This window comes from Nocardioides scoriae (assembly GCF_900104965.1).
Lineage (GTDB): Bacteria > Actinomycetota > Actinomycetes > Propionibacteriales > Nocardioidaceae > Marmoricola > Marmoricola scoriae.
This window is the reverse complement of the sequence record NZ_LT629757.1, coordinates 2,658,405-2,679,783: the sequence shown is the minus strand read 5'-3', so window position 1 is coordinate 2,679,783 and position 21,379 is coordinate 2,658,405. Positions and strand designations below refer to the sequence as shown.

16 protein-coding genes and 1 pseudogene are annotated in these 21,379 nt (G+C 72.5%); 7 read left to right on the top strand and 10 right to left on the bottom strand.

Annotated elements, in window-relative coordinates:
* Positions 1–37 precede the first annotated feature (37 nt).
* From BLU55_RS12805 to BLU55_RS12785, 5 genes are all read right to left on the bottom strand, one after another.
* Positions 38–2,080, bottom strand: a complete 2,043-nt coding sequence (locus BLU55_RS12805) for an ABC transporter permease (RefSeq protein ID WP_231916862.1) — start codon at positions 2,078–2,080, stop codon at positions 38–40.
* Positions 2,077–3,210 carry a quaternary amine ABC transporter ATP-binding protein gene (locus BLU55_RS12800; RefSeq protein ID WP_091730314.1) on the bottom strand — a complete coding sequence of 378 codons (1,134 nt, stop codon included), beginning with the start codon at positions 3,208–3,210 and terminating at the stop codon, positions 2,077–2,079. The genes BLU55_RS12805 and BLU55_RS12800 overlap by 4 nt, the downstream gene beginning before the upstream one ends.
* Positions 3,207–5,039: a choline dehydrogenase gene (betA, locus tag BLU55_RS12795; RefSeq protein ID WP_091730312.1), complete on the bottom strand. Its 1,833-nt coding sequence runs from the start codon at positions 5,037–5,039 to the stop codon at positions 3,207–3,209. The genes BLU55_RS12800 and betA overlap by 4 nt, the downstream gene beginning before the upstream one ends.
* The gene (locus BLU55_RS12790) at positions 5,036–6,511 is read right to left on the bottom strand and encodes an aldehyde dehydrogenase family protein (RefSeq protein WP_091730309.1); all 1,476 of its coding nucleotides are present in this window, start codon (positions 6,509–6,511) and stop codon (positions 5,036–5,038) included. Before BLU55_RS12790 ends, betA begins: the two co-directional genes overlap by 4 nt.
* A 132-nt stretch (positions 6,512–6,643) precedes the next feature.
* Positions 6,644–7,426 (bottom strand): IclR family transcriptional regulator, encoded by a 783-nt coding sequence (locus BLU55_RS12785; protein ID WP_091730307.1) that lies wholly within the window; start codon positions 7,424–7,426, stop codon positions 6,644–6,646.
* A gap of 177 nt (positions 7,427–7,603) precedes the next feature.
* On the opposite strand from BLU55_RS12785, the gene BLU55_RS12780 reads away from it, so the two are divergent.
* Positions 7,604–8,236, top strand: a complete 633-nt coding sequence (locus BLU55_RS12780) for a ribonuclease H family protein (protein WP_172833911.1) — start codon at positions 7,604–7,606, stop codon at positions 8,234–8,236.
* A gap of 57 nt (positions 8,237–8,293) precedes the next feature.
* Here the strand turns inward: BLU55_RS12780 and BLU55_RS12775 are convergent, their stop codons facing one another.
* The 3 genes and pseudogenes from BLU55_RS12775 to BLU55_RS12765 form a co-directional block, all read right to left on the bottom strand.
* Positions 8,294–10,117, bottom strand: a complete 1,824-nt coding sequence (locus tag BLU55_RS12775) for a sensor histidine kinase (RefSeq protein ID WP_091730303.1) — start codon at positions 10,115–10,117, stop codon at positions 8,294–8,296.
* Positions 10,118–10,201: 84 nt separating this feature from the next.
* A complete protein-coding gene (gene purU / locus BLU55_RS12770; protein ID WP_091730300.1) occupies positions 10,202–11,110 on the bottom strand; it encodes a formyltetrahydrofolate deformylase in 909 nt (302 codons plus the stop codon).
* Positions 11,110–12,579 (bottom strand): annotated as a pseudogene (locus BLU55_RS12765) (trimethylamine methyltransferase family protein); the annotation flags it as partial. The pseudogene BLU55_RS12765 and the gene purU, both read right to left, overlap by 1 nt.
* A 131-nt stretch (positions 12,580–12,710) precedes the next feature.
* Between BLU55_RS12765 and BLU55_RS12760 the strand changes: the two are divergent.
* The 6 genes from BLU55_RS12760 to BLU55_RS12735 are packed head-to-tail and all read left to right on the top strand — an operon-like array spanning position 12,711 to position 18,542.
* Positions 12,711–13,505 carry an IclR family transcriptional regulator gene (locus BLU55_RS12760; RefSeq protein ID WP_197680981.1) on the top strand — a complete coding sequence of 265 codons (795 nt, stop codon included), beginning with the start codon at positions 12,711–12,713 and terminating at the stop codon, positions 13,503–13,505.
* Entirely contained in the window at positions 13,502–14,167 is a 666-nt protein-coding gene (locus BLU55_RS12755) for a corrinoid protein (RefSeq protein ID WP_091730291.1), read from the top strand. Before BLU55_RS12760 ends, BLU55_RS12755 begins: the two co-directional genes overlap by 4 nt.
* Entirely contained in the window at positions 14,164–15,084 is a 921-nt protein-coding gene (locus BLU55_RS12750; protein ID WP_091730288.1) for a dihydropteroate synthase, read from the top strand. Before BLU55_RS12755 ends, BLU55_RS12750 begins: the two co-directional genes overlap by 4 nt.
* Positions 15,081–17,021: an ASKHA domain-containing protein gene (locus tag BLU55_RS12745; RefSeq protein ID WP_197680980.1), complete on the top strand. Its 1,941-nt coding sequence runs from the start codon at positions 15,081–15,083 to the stop codon at positions 17,019–17,021. Before BLU55_RS12750 ends, BLU55_RS12745 begins: the two co-directional genes overlap by 4 nt.
* A 1-nt stretch (position 17,022) precedes the next feature.
* Entirely contained in the window at positions 17,023–17,637 is a 615-nt protein-coding gene (locus tag BLU55_RS12740) for a DUF1638 domain-containing protein (protein ID WP_091730286.1), read from the top strand.
* Positions 17,625–18,542: a methylenetetrahydrofolate reductase gene (locus tag BLU55_RS12735; RefSeq protein ID WP_197680979.1), complete on the top strand. Its 918-nt coding sequence runs from the start codon at positions 17,625–17,627 to the stop codon at positions 18,540–18,542. Before BLU55_RS12740 ends, BLU55_RS12735 begins: the two co-directional genes overlap by 13 nt.
* A 260-nt stretch (positions 18,543–18,802) precedes the next feature.
* On the opposite strand, the gene BLU55_RS12730 is transcribed toward BLU55_RS12735, so the two are convergent.
* Positions 18,803–20,755 carry a M13 family metallopeptidase gene (locus BLU55_RS12730; protein ID WP_091730283.1) on the bottom strand — a complete coding sequence of 651 codons (1,953 nt, stop codon included), beginning with the start codon at positions 20,753–20,755 and terminating at the stop codon, positions 18,803–18,805.
* Positions 20,756–20,813: 58 nt separating this feature from the next.
* On the bottom strand, positions 20,814–21,320 hold the full coding sequence (locus BLU55_RS12725; protein ID WP_091730280.1) for a DUF4385 domain-containing protein: 507 nt from the start codon (positions 21,318–21,320) through the stop codon (positions 20,814–20,816).
* Between the last annotated feature and the right edge of the window lie 59 nt (positions 21,321–21,379).

Sequence of the window (21,379 nt, the reverse complement as noted above, 5' to 3'; positions counted from 1 at the left end):
ACCTGTGCGGCGAGGGGCGCCGCGCCCGAGAAGCTGGTCATCCTGCGACGGCGCTCGACGGACGTCTCAGAGGGACCTTCACGCCCTCACCCGTCCGCGCCGCCGCCCGCTGCCCGATCCGGTCGAGCATGATGCCGAGCAGGACGATCGTCAGGCCCGCCGCCGCGCCCTTGCCCCACTCCTCGCTGCGCGAGAAGCCGAGCACGACGTCGTAGCCGAGCGCGCCCGCGCCGACGAGGCCACCGATGACGACCATGGCGAGCACGTAGAGCAGGCCCTGGTTGGCGGCCAGCACCAGCGAGCCGCGGGCCATCGGCAGCTGCACCTGGGTGATCTCCTGCCACGAGGTGGTGCCCGTCGAGCGGGAGGCCTCCAGCGTGGTCTCGGGGACCGCCTTGACGCCGTCGGCGACCAGCTTGATGGCGGCGGGAGCGGCGTACACCAGGGCCGCGACGATGGCGGTGAACCGGGTCGAGCCGAACAGCGCCAGCACCGGGATCAGGTAGACGAACGCCGGGATCGTCTGACCGGCGTCGAGCAGCGGTCGCAGGGTGACGTCGACCCGGTGGCTGCGGGCCATCCAGACGCCGAAGACGATCGCGATCAGCATCACCAGGATGGTGGCGACCAGCACCATGTTGAGCGTCACCATGGCGTCGTTCCACAGGTCGAAGAACCAGATGCCGGCCAGGCAGACCACGGCCGGCAGCAGCGCCCGCAGGCCGCCGAGGGCGGCGGCGACCAGGGCGATGGCCAGGGCGGCCAGCCACCACGGCGACTCGGCCAGCAGGCTCTGCATCGGGTTGAGCAGGCCGTAGGTGACGGCGTTCTTGAACACCTCGCCGGGGCCGTCGAGCGCGCCGACGACCGAGCCGACGAAGGAGTCCAGGCCGTTGGCCAGGCTGGTGCCCCAGCCGGTCTCGGGGAACTCCGCGAGGTCGAGCACCGTGCGGGAGAGGTAGACGCAGACCAGCGCGACCACGGCGACGACGGCCAGCAGCACCTGGCGGGTGCGCCCGGTGAGGCCGTGGCCGCGGGCCGCGAGGTCGGCGCGCTCGCTGGCGGCGGTCGTGGTGCGGTCGAGCATGATCGCGGTCAGCACGATCAGCAGGCCCGGCACCAGGGAGCTGCCGACGTCGTTGCGGATCAGGCCCTGGAGGACCGGCTTGCCCAGCCCCGGCCCGTTGACGTACGACGCGATGATGGCCATCGAGAGCGCGGCCATCGTGGTCTGGTTGAGCCCGACGATGATCGTCTTGCGGGCCATCGGCAGCTGCACCTTGAGCAGCCGCTGCCAGCTGGTCTGGCCGGTGGAGTCGGTGGCCTCGATGGTCGTCGTCGAGACCGCGCTGATGCCGTAGCCGCCGATGCGGATGAGCGGCGGCAGGGCGTAGACGAGCGTGCAGACCACCGCGCCCGAGACGCCGATGCCGAAGAACAGCACGACCGGGATCAGGTAGACGAAGGTCGGCATCGTCTGCATCGCGTCGAGGACCGGGGTGATGACGGCCTTGGCCCGTCGGCTGGTGCCGACGGCGACCGCGAGCGGCATCCCGATCAGCACCGTGACGAAGACGGCGAGGCCGGTGACGAGCAGCAGGTCGATCGAGTCGGACCAGAAGCCCAGCAGGCCGTAGGCCAGGAAGGTGCCGGTCACCAGCAGCGAGATCCGCCAGTTGGCGACGGCGAGCGCCACCCAGGCGGCCAGCGCGGTGACGCCGAGCCAGCCGACCTGCGGCACCGGCCGGGGGAAGGCCGGCACCGAGACCAGGCGCTGCAGGAAGTCGAAGACGTTGCGGAAGCCCTCGGCGATGGCCGTCGTCAGCCCGATGACCGGGTTGGTGTCGCGGCTGGCCAGCACGGCGTCGCGGAAGCCGGTCAGGTCGTCGTGCAGCGGCGTGGAGTCGCGGCCGCGCAGCACCAGCGTGTCCTGGCCCCGGAAGACCGACCACAGCGCCACCCAGGCCACCACGACCGCGATCACGAGCACCCAGCGGGGGATGCCGCCGCCGAGGTCGCCGGAGCGGTCGGTCTCCTCCTTCTCCTGGGCGCGCACGGCGGTCCCCGCGGTCGTGCTCACCGGTGCGTCCCCGCCCCGGCGCCGCGGGTGCGCTGGGAGGGTGGCGCCTCCTCGGCGACGACCACCCGCAGGATCGCGTCGTCGTCGACGATGCCGACCAGCTTGCCGTCGTCGACCACGCGGACCGGGTGGTCCGAGGCGAGCGCGGCCTGCGCGGCCTCGCGCACGATCGTCGACGAGCTCATCACCGGGCCCTCGGAGGAGTCGTCGGGCCGCGGGTCGCGCATCACCCACTTGAGGGTGAGCACGTGGGAGCGCGGGACGTCGGAGGTGAAGTCGGCGACGTAGTCGTCGGCCGGGGCCCCCACCACCTCGTCGGGGGTGCCGATCTGCACGACCTCGCCGTCGCGCAGGATCATGATCCGGTCGCCGAGCTTGAGCGCCTCGGCGAGGTCGTGGGTGATGAAGACCATCGTCTTGCCGACCTCGTGGTGCAGCCGGATGACCTCGTTCTGCATGTCGCGGCGGATCAGCGGGTCGAGCGCCGAGAACGGCTCGTCGAACAGCAGCATCGAGGGGTCGCCGGCCAGCGCACGGGCCAGGCCGACCCGCTGCTGCATGCCGCCGGAGAGCTGGTCGGGGTAGCTGGTCTCGTAGCCCGCGAGGCCGACCAGCTCGACGACCTCGGCGGCCTTGGCGCGCCGCTCCTTCTTGCCCAGGCCGCGCACCTCGAGGCCGTAGGCGACGTTGTCGATGACCTGCTTGTGGGGCAGCAGGCCGAAGTGCTGGAAGACCATCGAGACCTGGGTGCGGCGCAGCTCGCGCAGCTGGGCCTCCGAGCAGCTGGTGACCTCGTCGTCCCCGATCCGCACGGTGCCGTGGGTGGGCTCGATGAGCCGGGTCAGGCACCGCACCAGGGTCGACTTGCCGGATCCCGAGAGGCCCATGACGACGAAGACCTCGCCGGGGTGGACGTCGAAGGAGACGTCCTTGACGCCCACCACGCAGCCGGTCTTGGCCTTGAGGTCGGCGCGGGAGAGCACGGCGTCGGGCGTGCCGATGATCTTGTCGGCCCGGGGCCCGAAGATCTTCCACAGGTTGCGGACCTCGAGCCCCGCGCTGCCGGAGCCGGAGCCACGGACGGCCGGGCCGGAGGTCTCGGGGGAGGGGCGGGCGTCGGTCGCGGTCATGGCGTGTCCTCACCGGTGGCGGAATGGGCGTCGGGCTGCAGGTCGTCCTGCCGGGCGGCGTGCGGGTGCTCCCGGGGGTGGATCGAGGGCGCGAAGGCGGCGGCGACGCGCGCGGGCGCGGGCTCGCCGTTGCGGGGGTCACCGGGCGGGAAGAGCGGCGAGTCGTCGCGGTGGCGGTAGTACGGCGTGTCGTCCGGCGCCAGGGGGGTGTTGCCGAGGATGAGGTCGGCGGCCTTCTCGGCGACCATCATCACGGGGGCGTAGATGTTGCCGTTGGTGACGTAGGGGAAGACGCTGGCGTCCACCACCCGCAGGCCCTCGACGCCGTGGACCCGCATCGAGTCGGGGTCGGTGACCGACATGTCGTCGACGCCCATCTTGGCCGTGCACGAGGGGTGCAGCGCGGTCTCGGCGTCCTTGCGGACCCAGTCGAGGATCTCCTCGTCGGACTCCACGCCCGGTCCCGGCGAGAGCTCGCCGCCGTTGAAGGGCGCGAAGGCGGGCTGGTTGAGGATCTCGCGGGCCACCCGGACCGCCTCGACCCACTCGCGGCGGTCGTTGGGGGTGGTGAGGTAGTTGAACAGCATCCGGGGCTTGTGGCGGGGGTCGGTGTCGTGGATGCGGACCCAGCCGCGGGTGTCGGCGTACATCGGGCCGATGTGCACCTGGTAGCCGTGGCCCTGGGTCGGCGCCGACCCGTCGTACCGGATGGCGACGGGGAGGAAGTGGAACATCAGGTTGGGCCAGTCGACGTCGTCGTTGCTGCGCGCGAAGCCGCCGCCCTCGAAGTGGTTGGTGGCGCCGAGGCCCTGGCGTCGGAAGAGCCAGTTGGCGGCGATGCCGGGCCGCTTGGGCCAGGTCAGGCCGGGGGCGATGGAGACGGGCAGCTGCGAGGCGTACTGGATGTAGACCTCGAGGTGGTCCTGGAGGTTCTCGCCGACGCCGGGCAGGTCGTGGACCACCTCGACGCCGAGCGGCTGCAGGTGGGCGGGGTCGCCGATGCCGGAGAGCTGCATCAGCTGCGGGGTGTTGATGGCGCCGCCGCACAGCACCACCTCGCCGGCGCCGACGTGGCGCTGGCTGCGCCCGGCGCGCAGGTAGTCCACGCCCGTCGCGCGGGTGCCCTCGAAGGTCACCCTCGTCGCCAGCGCGAGCGTCTCGACGCGCAGGTTGGGGCGGTCGAGGACGGGGTGGAGGTACGCGCGGGCCGCCGAGAGGCGGCGGCCGCGGTGCACGTTGCGGTCGAAGCGGGCGAAGCCCTCCTGGCGGTAGCCGTTGACGTCGTCGGTCAGCGGGTAGCCCGCCTGCTGCGCGGCCTCGAAGAAGGCGCCGAACAGCGGGTTGGTCGCCGGGCCGCGCTCGAGCACGAGCGGGCCGCTGCCCCCGCGCCAGCGGTCGGCGGCGCGGCGGCCGTCGACCATGAGGGTCTCCATGCGCTTGAAGTAGGGCAGGCAGTGGCGGTAGTCCCACTGCTCGAGGCCCTTGTCGCCGGCCCAGCGCTCGTAGTCGAGCGGGTTGCCGCGCTGGAAGATCATGCCGTTGATGGAGCTCGAGCCGCCGAGCACCTTGCCGCGTGCGTGGTAGACGCGGCGGCCGTGCATCTCGGGCTCGGGCTCGGTCTCGTAGCGCCAGTCGTAGAGGCGGCTGCCGATCGGGAACGGCAGCGCCGCCGGCATGTGCACGAAGGGGTCGATGCGCCAGTCGGAGTGACCCGCCTCGAGGACCAGCACGCTGGTGCCCGGGTCGGCGGAGAGCCGGTTGGCCAGCGCGCAGCCGGCCGAGCCACCGCCGACGATGACGAAGTCGTAGCGGTCGCGCCGCCGGCTCACGAGGTGCCGCCGAACCACTCGGACGCCGCCGGGGCGATGTTGTGCCACACGTGCTTGGTCTCCTGGTACTCCGCGAGGCCGTGCTGCCCGAGCTCGCGCCCGATGCCCGACTGCTTGTAGCCGCCCCACTCGGCCTGGGCGACGTAGGGGTGGTAGTCGTTGATCCAGACCGTGCCCATCCGCAGCCGAGCCGCGACCCGCTGCCCCCGGCCGGCGTCCTGGGTCCACACCGCGCCGGCGAGGCCGTAGATCGAGTCGTTGGCGATCCGGACCGCCTCGTCCTCGCCGATGAAGGTCTCGACGGTCAGCACCGGGCCGAACGACTCGTCCTGCGCCACGCTCATCCCGGAGTGGACGTCGCCGAGCACGGTGGGGGCGAAGAAGAACCCCTTCGCCAGGTCGCCGTCGGTGACGCGGTGGCCGCCGACCAGGACCGTGGCGCCCTCGGCGACCCCGGCCTCGACGTACGCCGTCACCTTGTCGAGGTGGGCCTGCGAGATCAGCGCCCCGGTCTCGGCGTCCTCGTCGAAGGGGCCGCCGAGCCGGATGTCGGCCGCCCGGCGGACGACCTCGGCGACGAAGTCCTCGGCGATCGTGTCCTCGACGAGCAGGCGGGCCCCGGCCGAGCAGACCTGGCCGGAGTGGAGGAAGACCGCGGTGAGCGCCATGTCGAGGGCGGCCTCGCGGTCGGCGTCGGCGAACACGACGTTGGGGTTCTTGCCGCCGAGCTCGAGGGCGATCTTCTTCACGGTCCCGGCGGCGGTGGCCATGATGCGCTTGCCGGTCTCGAGGCCGCCGGTGAAGGAGACCAGGTCGACGCGGGGGTCCTCGCTGAGGGCGGCCCCGGCGTTCGGCCCGTCACCGAGGACGAGGTTGCCGACGCCCGCGGGCAGCCCGGCCTCGTCGAGCAGCCGCACCAGGTGGACGGCGGTGGTGGGGGAGAGCTCGCTGGGCTTGAGCACGAAGGTGCAGCCCGCGGCCAGGGCCGGGGCGACCTTCCAGGAGACCTGCAGCAGGGGGTAGTTCCACGGGGTGATGAGCCCGCAGACGCCGACCGGCTCGTGGACGACCCGGCTGACGACACCGGGGTTGCCGGTGTCCACGACGCGGCCGGCGTCGGCGTCGGCGACGTGGCCGAAGTGGCGGAAGACGCTGGTGACGTCGTCGATGTCGAGCTCGCTCTCGACCAGCCGCTTGCCGGTGTCCAGGGACTCCATCCGGGCCAGGTCGGCCTTGTCGCGCTGCAGCAGGTCGGCGACGCGCAGCAGCAGGTCGCCGCGCTCGCGGGCGCTCGTGCGGGGCCAGGGCCCGTCGTCGAAGGCCGCGCGCGCGGCCGCGATCGCCGCCTCGGTGTCGACCCGGGTGGACTCGTCGACGCGCGCGACCAGCTCGCCGTCCGCCGGGCACCGGATGTCGCGGTGGCCGCCGTCCTTCGCAGCCACCCAGGATCCGCCGATGAAGTTCTCGGGCATGTCGGTCCGTCCTCGCCGACGTTGCGTCAGTCGCAACAGCTCGGCGTCATGTGAAACACAATGGTCAGGGGAGGGGGTGCCGTCAAGGCTCGACATCTGATCGGTACACACCGTTCTGGACCGGTGGTCGCGTCATCGGTGCCCCCATCCCAGCCGGTGGGACAGCTCGTCGGCCGCCTCGAGGAGCATCGGGACCACGGTCCCCATCCGCTCGTCGGTGAGCCGGAAGGTCGGGCCCGAGACGCTCAGCGAGCAGATGACGTCGCCGTGGGCGTTGCGCACCGGCGCCGCGATGGCGGCCAGGCCGACCTCGAGCTCGTCGACCGCGAGGGCGTACCCCTGGTCGCGCACCACCTCCAGCTCCTTGCGCAGCGCGCTGCGCGAGGTGATGGTGAGGCCGGTGTAGGACGGCAGCCCGCCGAGCAGCCGCTTGAGCTCGGCGTCGTCGAGCCAGGCCATCAGCACCTTGCCGTTGCTGGTCGCGTGCAGCGGGATGTGCTGGCCCACCCAGTTGTGGGGCTGCAGCGCGCTGGGGCCGGCCACCTGGTCGAGGTAGAGCGCGCTGCCGCCGCTCAGCGTCGCGATGTTGACGGTCTCGCCCGTGTCGGCGGCCAGCTGCTTGCACAGCGGCCGCGCCTCCTGCACGACGTCGAGCCGGGCGCTGGTCGCACCGGCGAGGCGGAGCAGCCCGACGCCGAGGCGGTACTTCCCCCGCCCCTCGACCTGCTCGACGAGGCCGTGCTGCTCCAGGGTCGCCACCAGCCGGAACGCCGTGCTCTTGTGGACCTCGAGCGCCCCGGCGATGTCGGTGACCCCCGACTCCCCCGAGCGGGCCAGGATCTCCAGGATCCGCAGCGCCCGGTCGACCGACTGCACGCCCCCCGCCGCCGGGCTCTCGACCTCCGCGTTGCTCATCACGCGAACCTAGACCGTGATGCGCAACCGTGGCTATGGGTGGCTGGGCGGGCAGTTTCCCCGGTCGACCGGGGAAACTGCCCGCGGAGTCGGACATGTCGCCCGCGAACGGGCAGTTTCCCCCGTCCAGACCGCCCGGTTCGTCCCGTCGTACGTCGGGCCGGGAGAATGGCGCGCATGCTCGCCCGCTACGCCACCCAGTGTGCCGCCTGCCAGTCCCGGATCGGGGTGGGGGAGGAGATCGTCCGGCCCGCCGGCGGCGCCGGCTGGGTCCACGTCGGCTGCCGGGGCGCGGCGGTCGAGGCGCCCGCGGGTGCCCCGGCGAAGAAGGCTGCGGCCCGGAAGAAGGCGCCGCGCGTGCAGGAGCCCGACGCCCCGGTGCCGGCCGGCACGACCGTGGTCTTCACCGACGGTGCCTGCCGCGGCAACCCCGGCCCGGGCGGTTGGGCGTGGGCGGTGCAGGACGGCCCCGAGGGCTCGGGCCACGACCCGGCGACGACCAACCAGCGCATGGAGGTGCGGGCGGCGTACGAGGCCATCGTCGCGCTGCCGGGGCCGCTGGTGGTGGTGAGCGACTCGACGTACGTCGTCAACTGCTTCAAGAACAGCTGGTGGGTCGGCTGGCGAGCGCGGGGCTGGGTCAACTCCGCCAAGAAGCCGGTGGCCAACCGCGACCTGTGGGAGCCGCTCATCGACCTCGTCGAGGAGCGGGGCGACGTGGAGTTCCGCTGGGTCAAGGGCCACTCCGGCCACCCGATGAACGACCGCGTCGACCAGCTCGCGGTCGAGGCGAGCCACCGGGCGGAGTAGCCGGCTATCGCGCAGACGCGCGGACACAAGTCGGGCGAGGCGCCCGCCAGACCGGGGTCAACCGGGCGATACCGGGCTTGTTGCGGAACTTGTGTCCGCGCGTCTGCGAGGCTCGGGGGCCTGCGGACCGGGCGCATCGGCCCCCACCGGGGGCGACCCGGCGGCGCCGAGGGGCAGCGTGAAGTGGAACGTCGAGCCGGTGCCGCACTCGCTCTCCACCCAGATCCGGCCGCCGTTGGCCTCGACGATGCGGCGCGTGATGGACAGGCCGAGGCCGGTGCCGGCGTGCTGGCGGGCGTCGTCGGGCTCGACCTGGTGGAAGCGGTCGAAGATCGCGTCGAGCTCGGTGGCGGGGATGCCGCGGCCGGTGTCGGTGACCGAGACCCGCCAGGCGTCGCCGTCGCAGGTGGTGGAGACGGTGACCGAGCCGCCGGGCGGGGTGAACTTCAGGGCGTTGCCGAGCAGGTTGACCACGGCCTGGGTGACGCGGTCGCCGTCGCACACGACGCGGGCCTCGACCGGCTCGACGCTCAGCGAGACGCCGGCCTCGCGGGCGAGGGGGGCCAGGGAGCCGGCGGCGTCGGTCAGCAGCAGGAAGACGTCGTGGCTGGCGGGGTCGAAGCCGAAGTCACCGCTCTGGAGCCGGTCGAGGTCGATGATGTCGTCGACGAGGCGCGACAGGCGCTCGCTGCCGCGGCTCGCCATCTCCACCACGGGCCGGGCGCGCTCGGGCAGCTCGCCCGCGTCGCCGTCGACGAGCAGCTCCAGGGAGCCGCGGATGGCGGTGAGCGGGGTCCGCAGCTCGTGGCTGACGGCCGAAACGAACTCCTGCTTCATGCCGTCGAGGCGGGCGTGCTCGGCGGTGAGGGCGCACAGCTCCTCGGTGCGCTCGGCGACCCGGCGCTCGAGGTCGCGGCGCAGCCCGAGGTTGTGCGTGGTCACCCTCAGCTGGCGCAGCCCGGTCAGCGCGAGCACCACCGCGGCCAGCGTCGCCTGGACGTCGTCGGCGATCCCCGCGACGAGGGCGGCGCCGAGCGCCACGAACGCCGCCAGGTCGGGCAGCAGCGGGGCGACCGGGCCGGACAGGTGGCGCTCGAGCACCCGGGAGCGGGTGTCGAGGGTGGCGGCCGCGAGGGCCGCACCGGCGAGCAGCAGCGCGGCGACGACGTACCCGAGCAGGTACTCGAGCCCCAGGTCCTCCCCGCGCACGCTGCTGAGCGCGAAGCCCTGGTCGGCGACCGCGAACGCGCAGAACGACAGCCCGATGAGGGCCACGTCGGCGCGCACCCGCCCGGTGCCGCGCAGCAGCAGCGCGGCCACCAGCGACAGGATCAGCACGTCCATCACCGGGTAGACGAGGAAGACGAAGGCCCGCGTGCCGGTCAGGGTGCGGGCCACCTCGCTGAGGCCGAGCAGGGTGCTGACCAGCAGCGCCGACGAGCCGACCACCAGCGCGTCGAGCAGCACCGCGCGCCAGGCGCGGCCCAGGCCGATCGCCATCGGGTACCCCACCAGGGCGTACGCCGCGGGCACGGCCGCCACGAGGTAGAGCGCGTCGGCCCACGACAGGGCGCGGTCGCCCTCGGACCCGCCGGCGGCCAGCCACTGGGTGGCGCCGACGGTGTTGAGCAGGATCATGGCGCACAGCAGCAACCAGGAGCGCCGCATCGCGCCCGAGCTGCGGCGGGCGGCGTACAGCGTGCAGGCGGAGGCGAACGCCGAGGTGACGACCGCGACCGAGTCGCTGGTGACCGGGCCCCAGCGGTGGTCGCCCAGGACCACGACGGAGGAGAGCGCGAGCAGCGCGAGGAGGACGAGCGCACCCGCGCCGAGCACGACCCGGTCGCGCACCGTGGCGGACCGGGGATCCACCGCCGTCATGGGTCCAGGGTGGCACCCGAAACACCCGAACAGTCCGAAATCTGACGAATAGTACGTTGGTGCCAACCCGACGGGGTGGCGTCCTCAGCGGAAGACGACGGTACGGTGCCCGTCGAGCCGCACCCGCGACTCGGAGTGCCAGCGCACGGCGCGCGAGAGCACTGCCGCCTCGACGTCACGGCCTGCGGCCACCAGCTGGGCCTGGTCGTGGTTGTGGTCGACGCGGATGACGTCCTGCTCGATGATCGGCCCCTCGTCGAGGTCGGCCGTGACGTAGTGCGCGGTCGCCCCGATCAGCTTCACGCCCCGGTCGAAGGCCTGGTGGTAGGGCTTGGCGCCCTTGAAGCTCGGCAGGAACGAGTGGTGGATGTTGATCGCCTGGCCCGAGAGCCGGCGGCAGACGTCGTCGGAGAGCACCTGCATGTAGCGCGCCAGCACGACGAGGTGGACGTCGAGCTCCTCGTGCAGCGCCATCAGCTCGGCCTCGGCCTCGGCCTTGGTGTCGGGGGTGACCGGGATGTGGCGGAACTCCAGGCCGTAGGACTCGACGAGCCGCTGGGCGTCGCGGTGGTTGGACACCACCACCGGGACGTCGACGTGCAGCGACCCGGTGGAGTGCCGGAAGAGCAGGTCGTTGAGGCAGTGCAGGTGCTTGCTGACCAGGATCATCGTGCGGTACGGCGCCTCGGCGTCCCACAGCTCGAAGGTCATCTCGAAGCGCCGCGCCACCTCGGCGAAGGCCACCCGGAGCGCCTCGGCCGTGGGCCGGGAGCCGGAGACGGCGGACGCCTCGGGGGTCATCGCGAAGTCGATGCGCATGAAGAACCGGCCGTTGAGCCGGTCACCGAACTGCTGGCTCTCCACGATGTTGCCGCCGTGCTGGACCAGGAACCCGGTGACGGCGTGGACGATGCCGGGTCGGTCGGGACAGTCCAGGGCGAGGACGAAGTCCCCCGAGGGGGGTCCGGCGTTCGCGGACGGGGGCGTGACCATCAGTCCCCGAGCTCCTTTCGGCGGCGTACGACGAACTCTTCCATCTCCTCGCGGATCGCCTCGTCGAGGGGCGGCTGCTCGTAGCTCGCCAGCTTGTCCTGGTAGATCTTCGTCGCCCGGGCGGCCGCGTCGTTGCCGCCGTTGCGCATCCACCGCTCGTAGTTCTCCGACGACGACAGCAGCGGCCGGTAGAAGCAGGTCCGGAAGCGCTCCATGGTGTGCATCGCGCCGAGGAAGTGGCCGCCGGCGCCGACCTCCTCGTGGGCGCCGAACGCCAGCGAGGCCTCGTCGATCTCGAGCGGGGTGAACTCCGCGTGCATCATCTGCAGCAGCTCGATGTCGACGATGAACTTCTCGTAGCCCGCGACCAGCCCGCCCTCGAGCCACCCGGCGGAGTGCATCACCCAGTTGGTGCCGGCCAGGAACGTCGGCAGCAGCGTCATCAGCGCCTCGTAGCCGGCCTGCGCGTCGGGCACCTGCGAGGAGGTGAGCGTGCCGCCGGAGCGGAACGGCAGCCCGAAGTGGCGGGCGATCTGGCCGGTGCACAGCAGGCCCATGCCGGACTCGGGGGTGCCGAAGGTGGGCGACCCGGACTGCATGTCGATGTTGGACAGGAACGACCCGAACACGACCGGGCAGCCCGGCCGGATCGTCTGGGCCAGGGCGATGCCGGTGAGCGCCTCGGCGATCTGCTGGACCAGCGCCGCCGGGATCGTCACCGGGCTCATCGCGCCCATGAGGATGAAGGGCGTGAGCACGACCGCCTGGTTGGCCTCGGCGTACTCGAACAGCGAGTCGAGCATCCGGTCGTCCCAGCGCAGCGGGGAGTTGCAGTTGATGAGCGAGATCAGCGCGGGGGTCTGCTCCATCCTGGCGCGGCCGGCCTCGCGGCCCTGGCCGCCGCCGAGCAGGATCGAGGTCAGCTCGATGGTGTCGATCGCGTTGGGGCCCGAGACGACGTTGCCCATGAAGGGCTTGTCGGTCAGCGTCGCCAGCGCGTAGGTCATGTCGAGGTGGCGGCTGTCGAGCGGGGCGTCGTTGGGCTCGCAGATGACGCCGCCGGCGGAGTCGAGCGTGGGGAACGACTGGGCCAGCTTGGTGAAGTTGCGGAAGTCCTCCATGGTGGCGTCGCGCCGCACCTGCCCCTCGCGGACGAACGGCGGGCCGTAGACCGCGCCGAAGGCCATCGCGTCGCCGCCGATGTGCAGGTCGTGCGCGGGGTTGCGGGCCTGCAGGTCGAACTCCCGGGGCGCCTTGGCCACCTGCTCGAGGATCCAGTCGGGGTCGAAGAAGACCTTGTCGCCCTCGATCTTCTGGCCGGCGGCGCCGAGCAGGTCGAGCGCGCGCTGGCTCATGAACTCCACCCCCAGCTCGGACACGAGCCGTCGCCACCCCTTGTCGAGGGTGGCCATGGCGTCCTGCGAGAGGACCTCGTAGCGGGGCATGCGGTTGCGGAACATGTCGGCTCCTGAACTGGCGCGGCTCGAGTGCTTGACCCTGGCTGTGCAGGAAACCTAGCCTCACCATGTGGGCAATGAGTTCCACATCGTGGGAGTCCCTGCGGGACAACCTTGGACCGGACCACGGAGGGCGGTCAAGCGTGACGGGCAGACCAGAGGCGATCGGCGCGAGCGGGACCCAGGCGGTCGACCGCGCGGCAGCGCTGCTCACCCGGGTCGTCGAGGCCGACGCCGCGGTCACCTTCGCCGAGCTCAGCGAGTCCTCGGGGCTGGCCCGGTCGACGACGTCGCGGTTGCTCGCCGCCCTGGAGCGCACCCGGCTGGTCACCCGCACCGCGCACGGGGAGTACGTCGGCGGCCCGCTGTTCGTGCTGTACGCCGCCCGCCACGACCGCCACCAGCAGCTCACCCGCCTGGCGCAGCCCGTCCTGGAGGAGGTGGGCGCCGCGACCGGCGAGACCGTCCACCTCGCGGTCGACAACGGCGGCCGGGTCGAGCACGTCGCCCAGGTCGACGGCACCTACCTGCTCGGCGCCCGCGACTGGAACGACGTCGAGGTCCCGCTGCACTGCTCGGCCCTGGGCAAGGTCCTGCTCGCCTGGAAGGTGCTCGAGCTCCCGGCCGGTCGGCTGCTCCAGCTGACCGACCAGACCATCACCACCCGCGTCGACCTCGAGGGCGACCTCGAGTGGGCGCGGCAGCGCGGCTACGCCGTCACCCACGACGAGCTCGAGGTCGGGCTCTCCGGTGTCGCCGCCCCTGTGTTCGGCCCCGACGACGACGTGGTCGCCGCGGTCGGTGTGTCCGGTCCCACGGCGCGGCTCGAGGCGCGCGCCGAGGAGATCGGACAGCTCCTGATCGACCACACGCAGGCGCTGACGAGGCGCCTGCGACCCGGCAGCTCCACCGGCAGCAGCACGAAAGGCGTGAGATGACACCCGAGGAGATCCTCAAGGGGCTCTACGACGAGACCCTGGTCGGCAACGGGCCCAAGGTCCTCGACCTGACCCAGGAGGCCCTGGGCCTCGACATGGAGCCGCAGTCGCTGCTCTTCGACGCGCTCATCCCCTCGCTGGAGGAGGTGGGGGCCCGCTTCGAGCGCGGCGACTTCTTCGTCCCCGAGATGCTCATCGCCGGCCGAGCGATGGCCGGGGCGATGGAGGTGCTGCGGCCGCTGCTGGCCGACACCGGCGTCGAGACCGTCGGCAAGTTCCTCATGGGCACCGTCAAGGGCGACGTCCACGACATCGGCAAGAACCTCGTCAACATCATGCTCGAGGGCGCCGGCTTCGAGGTGATCGACCTCGGCGTGCAGGTGGCCCCGGAGACGTTCCTGGCCAAGATCGAGGAGCACCAGCCCGACATCGTCGGCTTCTCGGCGTTCCTCACCACGACGATGCCGATGTTCAAGGCCAATATCAACGCGCTGCAGAAGGCCGGCATGCGCGACGAGGTGATCGTCATGGTCGGAGGTGCCCCCGTCACCCAGGAGTACGCCGACGCGGTCGGGGCCGACGGCTACGCCGCCGACGCCTCGGGCTGCGTGCGCAAGGCCAAGGCCCTGCTCAAGGAGAAGCGTGCCCGGGTGAGCGCATGAGCGCCCCGCTGCAGGAGACGCGGATCCGGTCCGCCTCGCGCGAGGTCGTCATCGGCGGCCAGCACCGCTTCTGCCTCATCGGCGAGCGCATCAACCCGACCGGTCGGCGCATCTTCCAGGAGCAGATCCGGGCCGGCGACCTGTCGGCCGTCGAGCGCGACGTCAAGGCGCAGGTCGCGGGCGGCGCCGACGTGCTCGACATCAACATGGGCGTGCCGCTCGTCGACGAGGCCGAGCTGCTGGCCAAGGTCGTCACGATGGTCCAGGAGCTGACCGACCTGCCGCTGTGCATCGACAGCAGCGTCGTGGAGGCGCTCGAGGCCGGCCTCTCGGCGTACCACGGGCGGGCGCTGGTCAACTCGATCACCGCCGAGGACGAGCGCATGGAGCAGATCCTCCCGCTCGTGAAGAAGTACGACGCCGCGGTGATCGCGCTGCCCAACGACGTCGACGAGATCCCGATGGAGCCCGCCAAGCGGCTCGAGCTGGTCGAGAAGATCGTGCGCGTCGCGACCACGGAGTACGGCATCGCGCTGGCCGACATCGTCATCGACCCGCTCGCCATGCCGATCGGCGCCGACCAGACCACCGGGCTGGCCACCCTGGAGACGATGCGCCGGATCCGCGACGAGCACGGCCTCAACATGACCTGCGGGGCCAGCAACGTCTCCTTCGGGATGCCCGGTCGCCACGAGCTCAACGGCACCTGGCTCTCGCTGGCGATGGCGGCCGGCCTGACCAGCGCGATCATGGACACCCGCACGCCGGCGGTGGTGGACGCCGTCAAGGCGACCGACCTGCTGCTGGGCCACGACGAGTGGGGCATGGAGTGGATCTCGCGGCACCGTGCGGCCAAGGCGGCCGCGGAGAAGGCGGCGGCCGGGGCGGCGGCGCAGGAAGCCCCCGCGACGGCGTGAGCACCGGTCCTGACGTCGACCTGGACGCCATCGCCCGCGAGGGGCTGATGGCACCCCCGGGCGCGGTCACCCCGGCCCACGACGGGTCGGGGCGGGTGCAGCTGTCGTTCACCGTGGTGGGCGGCCAGGACCGCAGCGTCCGGGTGCCGCCGGGGGTGACGGTCTTCGACTCCGCGTCGTGGAACGGCATCGCGATCGACTCGACCTGCGGCGGCCACGGCACCTGCCACAAGTGCAAGGTGCGGCTCGACGTCCAGACGCCGGTCTCGCGGCACGACCGGCGCACGTTCTCGCCCACCGAGCTGGAGCAGGGGTGGCGGCTCGCGTGCCTGGCGACCGCGACCCGCGACCTGGCCGTCGAGGTGCCGCCGCTGACGACGCGGCCCAAGGCCGCCACCGTGGGCGTCGGGCGCCAGGTGATCCTGCGACCGGCCGTGCAGAAGCGCTACGTCGAGCTGGTCGCGCCCTCGCTGGCCGACCAGCGCACCGACCTGGTGCGGCTGACCGACGCCATCGACGACCTCGAGGTGACCGTCGACCTGGCGGTGCTCCGGCGCCTGCCGGTGGTGCTGCGCGAGGCCGACTGGAAGGTGACCGCCGTCGTCGTGGACGAGGCGCTGGTCGACGTCGAGCCGGGCGACACCACGGCCGACCGCTACGGCATCGCCTTCGACCTCGGCACCACGACGGTCGTCGCGACCCTGCTCGACCTCTCGACCGGCACCCCGGTCGCGGTGGCCTCGCGGCTCAACAAGCAGCAGCCGTTCGGCGGTGACGTCATCAGCCGCATCAGCGCCACGATGATGGACCCCGACGCCCTCGGTCGGCTCCAGCAGCTGGCGTCCGAGACCCTCGACGAGCTGGCGCTCCAGGTCTGCACCGAGGGTGGCGTCGACCCCGCCCACGTCTACGAGGTCGCCGTCGCCGGCAACGCGACCATGACCTCGCTGCTGCTCGGCATCGACCCGGAGCCGCTCGGGGTGGCGCCCTTCGTGATGCCGACCGCCCACCCGCCGGTCGTGCTCGCGAGCGAGGTCGGCCTGCACCTGCACCCGCGGGCCCGGGTGGCGCTGTTCCCGGCGCTGGGCGCCTACGTCGGCGGCGACATCGTCGCCGGCATGCTCGCCACCGGCATGGACCGCGACAAGCGGACCCGGCTGTTCATCGACGTCGGCACCAACTGCGAGATCGTGCTCAGCGACGGCGACACCCTCGTCTCCACCGCGGCGCCCGCCGGGCCGGCCTTCGAGGGCGGCGCCATCCGGTGCGGCATGCGGGCGGCCGACGGCGCCATCGAGGTGGTCCGCGTGGACCCCGCCGAGGGCACGGTCGTGCTCGGGGTCATCGGCGACACCACGCCCCGGGGCCTGTGCGGCTCCGGCCTGGTCGACGCGGTGGCCGAGCTGGTCCGGGTCGGGCTGCTGGACGCGTCGGGCCGCTTCGTCACCGCCGACGCGGCCAAGGAGTCGCTGCCGCTGCTGGCCGACCGGCTCACCCAGGTCGGCGAGGAGCGCGTCTTCGTGCTGCACCGGCCCACCCCCGACGCGGAGGTCGCCGACTGCGTCTACCTCTCCCAGCGCGACGTCCGCGAGCTCCAGTTCGCCAAGGGCGCGATCGCGACCGGCTGGGCGCTGCTGCTCGAGCAGCTCGGCCTCGAGCAGGACGACGTGCAGCAGGTGCTGCTGGCGGGCTCCTTCGGCTCCTACCTCTCGCCCGCCTCGGCGATCCGGATCGGGCTGGTGCCCAAGATCCCCGTGCTGCGGATCGTCTCGGCCGGCAACGTCGCCGGCGAGGGCGCGAAGATGGCGCTGCTCTCGGTGCGCGAGCGGGTCGGTGCGGCCACCCTGCTCGACACCGTCGAGTACGTCGAGCTCTCCGACCGACCGGAGTTCAACGACCGGTTCGTGGACCTGCTGTCCTTCCCGGGCGGGGCCTGAGGTGGCCACCGCCCTGGTCGCCTGCGGTGCGATCGCGCAGCCGGCGGCCCGGGTCGCGGCGGCCCAGGGGTGGGACCTCGACGTGCACCCGCTGCCCCCGCTGCTGCACAACCGCCCCGATCGCATCGCGGCGGCCGTCGAGGCGCTGGTCGAGGAGCTGCGACCGACGTACGACCGGGTGGCGGTGGGGTACGCCGACTGCGGCACCTACGGCGCGCTCGACGAGGTCTGCACGCGGCTGGGCGTCGCGCGGCTGGCGGGGCTGCACTGCTACGACCTGTACGCCGGCCCGGAGACCGTCGAGGCGCTGACCGACGCCGAGCCCGGCACCTACCTGCTGACCGACTTCCTGGTGCGGTCCTTCGAGCGCACCGTGGTCGCCGAGCTGGGGCTCGACCGCCACCCCGAGCTGCGCGACGACTACTTCCGCCACTACACCCGCGTCGTGTGGCTCGCCCAGAGCGACGACGCCGCCGAGCTGGCCGAGCTGCGCCCGCTCGCCCAGGACGCCGCGGACCGGCTCGGGCTGCCGCTGCACGTCGTACCCACCGGGGCCGGGGGGCTGGCCCTGGCCCTCCGGTCGCTGCTCCCCGAGGAGGCCGCATGTCCGCCCTGAAGTCCGTGCACAAGTCCGTCCAGAGGTCGGTGCACAAGTCGGCGCCGCTGGCCCGGCGCGGGCAGCGCGCCGACCGCGACCGGGCGATGCGCCGGCTGCTGACCCAGACCCGCTACGAGGTGCTGCCGACCGCCACGACCGAGGACAAGGTGGTCGCCTCGGTGCCGACCGACGTCGCGGTCACAGTCACCGCCTCGCCGGGCAAGGGCCTGGAGGCCACGCTGGCGCTGAGCGAGCGGCTGGCCGGCCACGGGTACGCCGTGGTGCCCCACCTCGCGGCGCGGATGGTCCGCGACCGGGTCGAGCTCGTCGAGATCCGGGCCCGGCTCCGCGAGGCCGGGATCTCGTCGATCTTCGTGCCGGGCGGCGACGCCGAGCCGGCCGGCGACTACGCCGACGCCTTCGGGCTGCTCGAGGACCTCGCCACCCTGGAGGACCCCTTCGTCCACGTCGGCATCGCGGGCTACCCCGAGAGCCACCCCACCATCGCCGACGACCTCACGGTGCAGGCGATGTGGGACAAGCGCCGCCACGCCACCCACGTGGTGAGCAACCTGACCTTCGACCCCGCCACCATCCGCGACTGGGTCGCTCGGATGCGGCTGCGCGGCATCACCATGCCGCTGCTGCTCGGCATGCCGGGCCCCATCGACCGCGCCAAGCTGCTCACCATGGCGACCAAGATCGGCGTCGGGGAGTCCACCCGCTTCCTGGCCAAGCACAAGGGCACCTTCGCCCGCCTCGCCGCCCCCGGCGGCTTCACCGGCGAGCGCTTCCTGCGCGACTGCGCCGTCGTGGCCGCCCAGCCCTCTGCCGGCATCGAGGGCCTGCACGTCTTCACCTTCAACCAGGTCGCCGAGACCGAGGCCTGGCGCCAGAAGCTGCTCTCGGAGCTGCCCGCGTAGGTCGCCGAGCGGGCGTTTGGCGTACGCCGGGAGGCGTCGAGCGGGCGATTGCAGCACGGCGCGAGGCGTCGAGCGGGCGTTCGTCGTACGCCGGGCGTGCGCGGACTGCCCGATCGGCGGGCCGGGGCGTGCGACAAGTGCCCGGTCGGCGGGCTGGGGCGGGCGACAAGTGCCCGGTCGGCGGGCTGGGGCGTGCGACAAGTGCCCGGTCGGCGGGCTGGGGCGTACGCCTATCGCCCGGTCGGGGTGATGCCCGGTCGCTACCAGATCCGGACGCGGTCCTCGGGGTCGAGCCAGAGCTGGTCGCCGGGCCGGACCTCGAAGGCCTCGTGGAACTCCGCGAGGTTGCGGGCGATGTTGGCGCGGAACTCCGGCGGGGAGTGGGGGTCGGTGGCCAGGAAGGTCTCGGCGAGCTCCTTGCGGCGCTTGGTGCGCCACACGTAGGCCCAGTTGAGGAACAGGCGCTGGACGCCGGTGAGGCCGTCGCGCTCGGGGACGGGCTGGTCGCCGAGGAAGATCCGGTAGGCGCGCAGGGCGATGGTGAGGCCGCCGAGGTCGCCGATGTTCTCGCCGACGGTCAGGGAGCCGTTGACGTGCTCGCCGGGGAGGTCGCGGGGCTCGAAGGCGTCGTACTGCGCGACCAGGGCCTTGGACTTGACCTCGAAGGCGGCCTTGTCGTCGGCGGTCCACCAGTCGTTGAGGTTGCCGTGGCCGTCGTACTGCGCGCCCTGGTCGTCGAAGCCGTGGCCGATCTCGTGGCCGATGACCGCGCCGATGCCGCCGTAGTTCTCCGCCGGGTCGGCCTCGGCGTCGAAGAACGGCTTCTGCAGGATGCCCGCGGGGAAGCAGATCTCGTTGGTGCCGGGGTTGTAGTAGGCGTTGACGGTCTGCGGGAGCATGAACCACTCGTCGCGGTCGACCGGGGCGCCGATCTTGCGCAGCTCGCGGTCGGTCTCGAAGGCGGTCGAGGCCAGCACGTTGCCGAGCAGGTCGTCGGCCGACACCTCCAGCGCGGAGTAGTCGCGCCACTTCGTCGGGTAGCCGATCTTGGGCAGGAACGTGTCGAGCTTGTCGAAGGCCCGCTGCTTGGTCTCCTCGGTCATCCAGTCGAGCTCGGTGATCGACTGCCGGTAGGCCTCGAGCAGGTTGCCGACCAGCGCGTCCATCAGCTCCTTGGAGCGCGGCGGGAAGTGGCGGGCGACGTACTCCTGGCCCACGGCCTCGCCCAGCGCGCCCTGCACGAGGCCGACGCCTCGCTTCCAGCGGGCCCGCAGCTCGGGCGTGCCGGACAGGGTGCGGCCGTAGAAGTCGAAGTTGGTCTCGACGAAGTCGCTCGAGAGGTACGACGCCGCCGTGCGGATCGCGCGGACCTGCAAGAACGCCTTCCAGTCGGCGATCGAGGTCTCGCCGAGCACGGTCTCGAGGTGCTCGAAGAACGACGGCTGGCGGACCACGGTCTCGAAGACGGTGTCGCGGGTGCCGCCGAGGCCGCTCACCCAGGCGGTGAAGTCGAAGCTCGGCACGGTGGCCTCGAGCTCGGCCAGGGTGCGCAGGTTGTAGGTCTTGATGACGTCGCGGGTCGCGGCGCGCTCCCAGTGGCCCTCGGCGATCCGGGTCTCGAGCGCCAGCACGCGGGCTGCGGTGGCCTCGGCGTCGGGCAGCTCGGCGAGGGTGAGCAGGGTGCGGAGGTAGGCGAGGTACTTGTCGCGGATCTCGGCGTACTTCTCGTCGCGGTAGTAGCTCTCGTCGGGCAGGCCGATGCCGCCCTGGCCGAGCTGCACGAGGTAGCGGTCGGAGTCGCGGTCGTCACTGTCGACGTAGGAGCCGAACAGCCCGCCGCCGCCGCGGCGCTCGAAGGAGCCGAGGAAGGCCGCGAGGCCGGGGAGGTCGGTGATCGCGTCGATCTGCTCGAGCAGCGGCACGATCGGGCTGTGGCCGAGCTCCTCGATGCGCTCCTCGTCCATGAAGCTGGCGTAGAGGTCGCCGATCTTGCGGGCCTCCTCGCCCTCGACGCGGCCCTGGGCGCACGCCTCGACGATCTCGCGCACGTGCTCCTCGGCCTGGTCGGCCAGCACCACGAAGGGGCCCCACGAGGACCGGTCGTCGGGGATCCGGGCCGTCTCGAGCCAGGTGCCGTTGACGTGGCCGAAGAGGTCGTCCTGGACGCGGATGGCGGGGTTCATGCCCTCGCGGGCGTCGTCGAGAATCGTCACCCGGTCGAATCTACCGGCGTACGCCGACAGCCGGGAGCCGCGAGGGCGGGGTTCGCCCTCAGCCGAACCGGCGGCGGTGCTCCGCGCGGGCCCGCGTGTAGGCCTCGACCTGCTCGACGGCGTCCCAGGCCTGCTTGAAGATGCGGGCGCTCTCGGCCTTGACGGGGTCCTCGGGGCCGCGGGGCAGCTCGGCGCGACCGTGCGCCCCGCTCTGCCCCTTGCGGTCCACCGGCACCGGGCCGTCGTACTTCCTGCCCCCGGGGTGGTTCGCGTAGCGCCGCGAGCGCGTGTAGCCCATCTGGAGGAACTTGCGCGCCATGTCGGCCCCGACGACGTCGCCGGCCTCGAGGTAGGCGTGGAACCGCTCGGTGATCGCCACCGCGCTCTCCCGCGCCTTGTCGGGCGTCGCGAAGCGCCACAGCGGCAGCAGCTCGCTCTTGTAGGGCTCGACCGTCAGCACGCCCTGCTCGCCGCGCGCCACCCGGTAGGTCTCGGGGTGGGACCGGGCGTCGGACCGGGCGTCGGGACGGGCGTCGGCGGGGTCGCGGTCGGTCGGCTCGCTCACGCCGACACCGTGCCCAGGCGGCGCGTTCCCAGTCGTCCCACGCCGGTCGGGTCGATCCG

Excerpts from the sequence above, each read along its gene's own strand:
- BLU55_RS12785 (WP_091730307.1), bottom strand. The coding sequence starts at position 7,426 with ATGAGCAACGCGGAGGTCGAGAGCCCGGCGGCGGGGGGCGTGCAGTCG.
- BLU55_RS12780 (WP_172833911.1), top strand. The coding sequence starts at position 7,604 with ATGCTCGCCCGCTACGCCACCCAGTGTGCCGCCTGCCAGTCCCGGATC.
- BLU55_RS12735 (WP_197680979.1), top strand. The coding sequence starts at position 17,625 with ATGTCCGCCCTGAAGTCCGTGCACAAGTCCGTCCAGAGGTCGGTGCAC.
- purU (WP_091730300.1), bottom strand. The coding sequence starts at position 11,110 with ATGGTCACGCCCCCGTCCGCGAACGCCGGACCCCCCTCGGGGGACTTC.
- BLU55_RS12800 (WP_091730314.1), bottom strand. The coding sequence starts at position 3,210 with ATGACCGCGACCGACGCCCGCCCCTCCCCCGAGACCTCCGGCCCGGCC.
- BLU55_RS12755 (WP_091730291.1), top strand. The coding sequence starts at position 13,502 with ATGACACCCGAGGAGATCCTCAAGGGGCTCTACGACGAGACCCTGGTC.
- BLU55_RS12790 (WP_091730309.1), bottom strand. The coding sequence starts at position 6,511 with ATGCCCGAGAACTTCATCGGCGGATCCTGGGTGGCTGCGAAGGACGGC.
- BLU55_RS12750 (WP_091730288.1), top strand. The coding sequence starts at position 14,164 with ATGAGCGCCCCGCTGCAGGAGACGCGGATCCGGTCCGCCTCGCGCGAG.
- BLU55_RS12775 (WP_091730303.1), bottom strand. The coding sequence starts at position 10,117 with ATGACGGCGGTGGATCCCCGGTCCGCCACGGTGCGCGACCGGGTCGTG.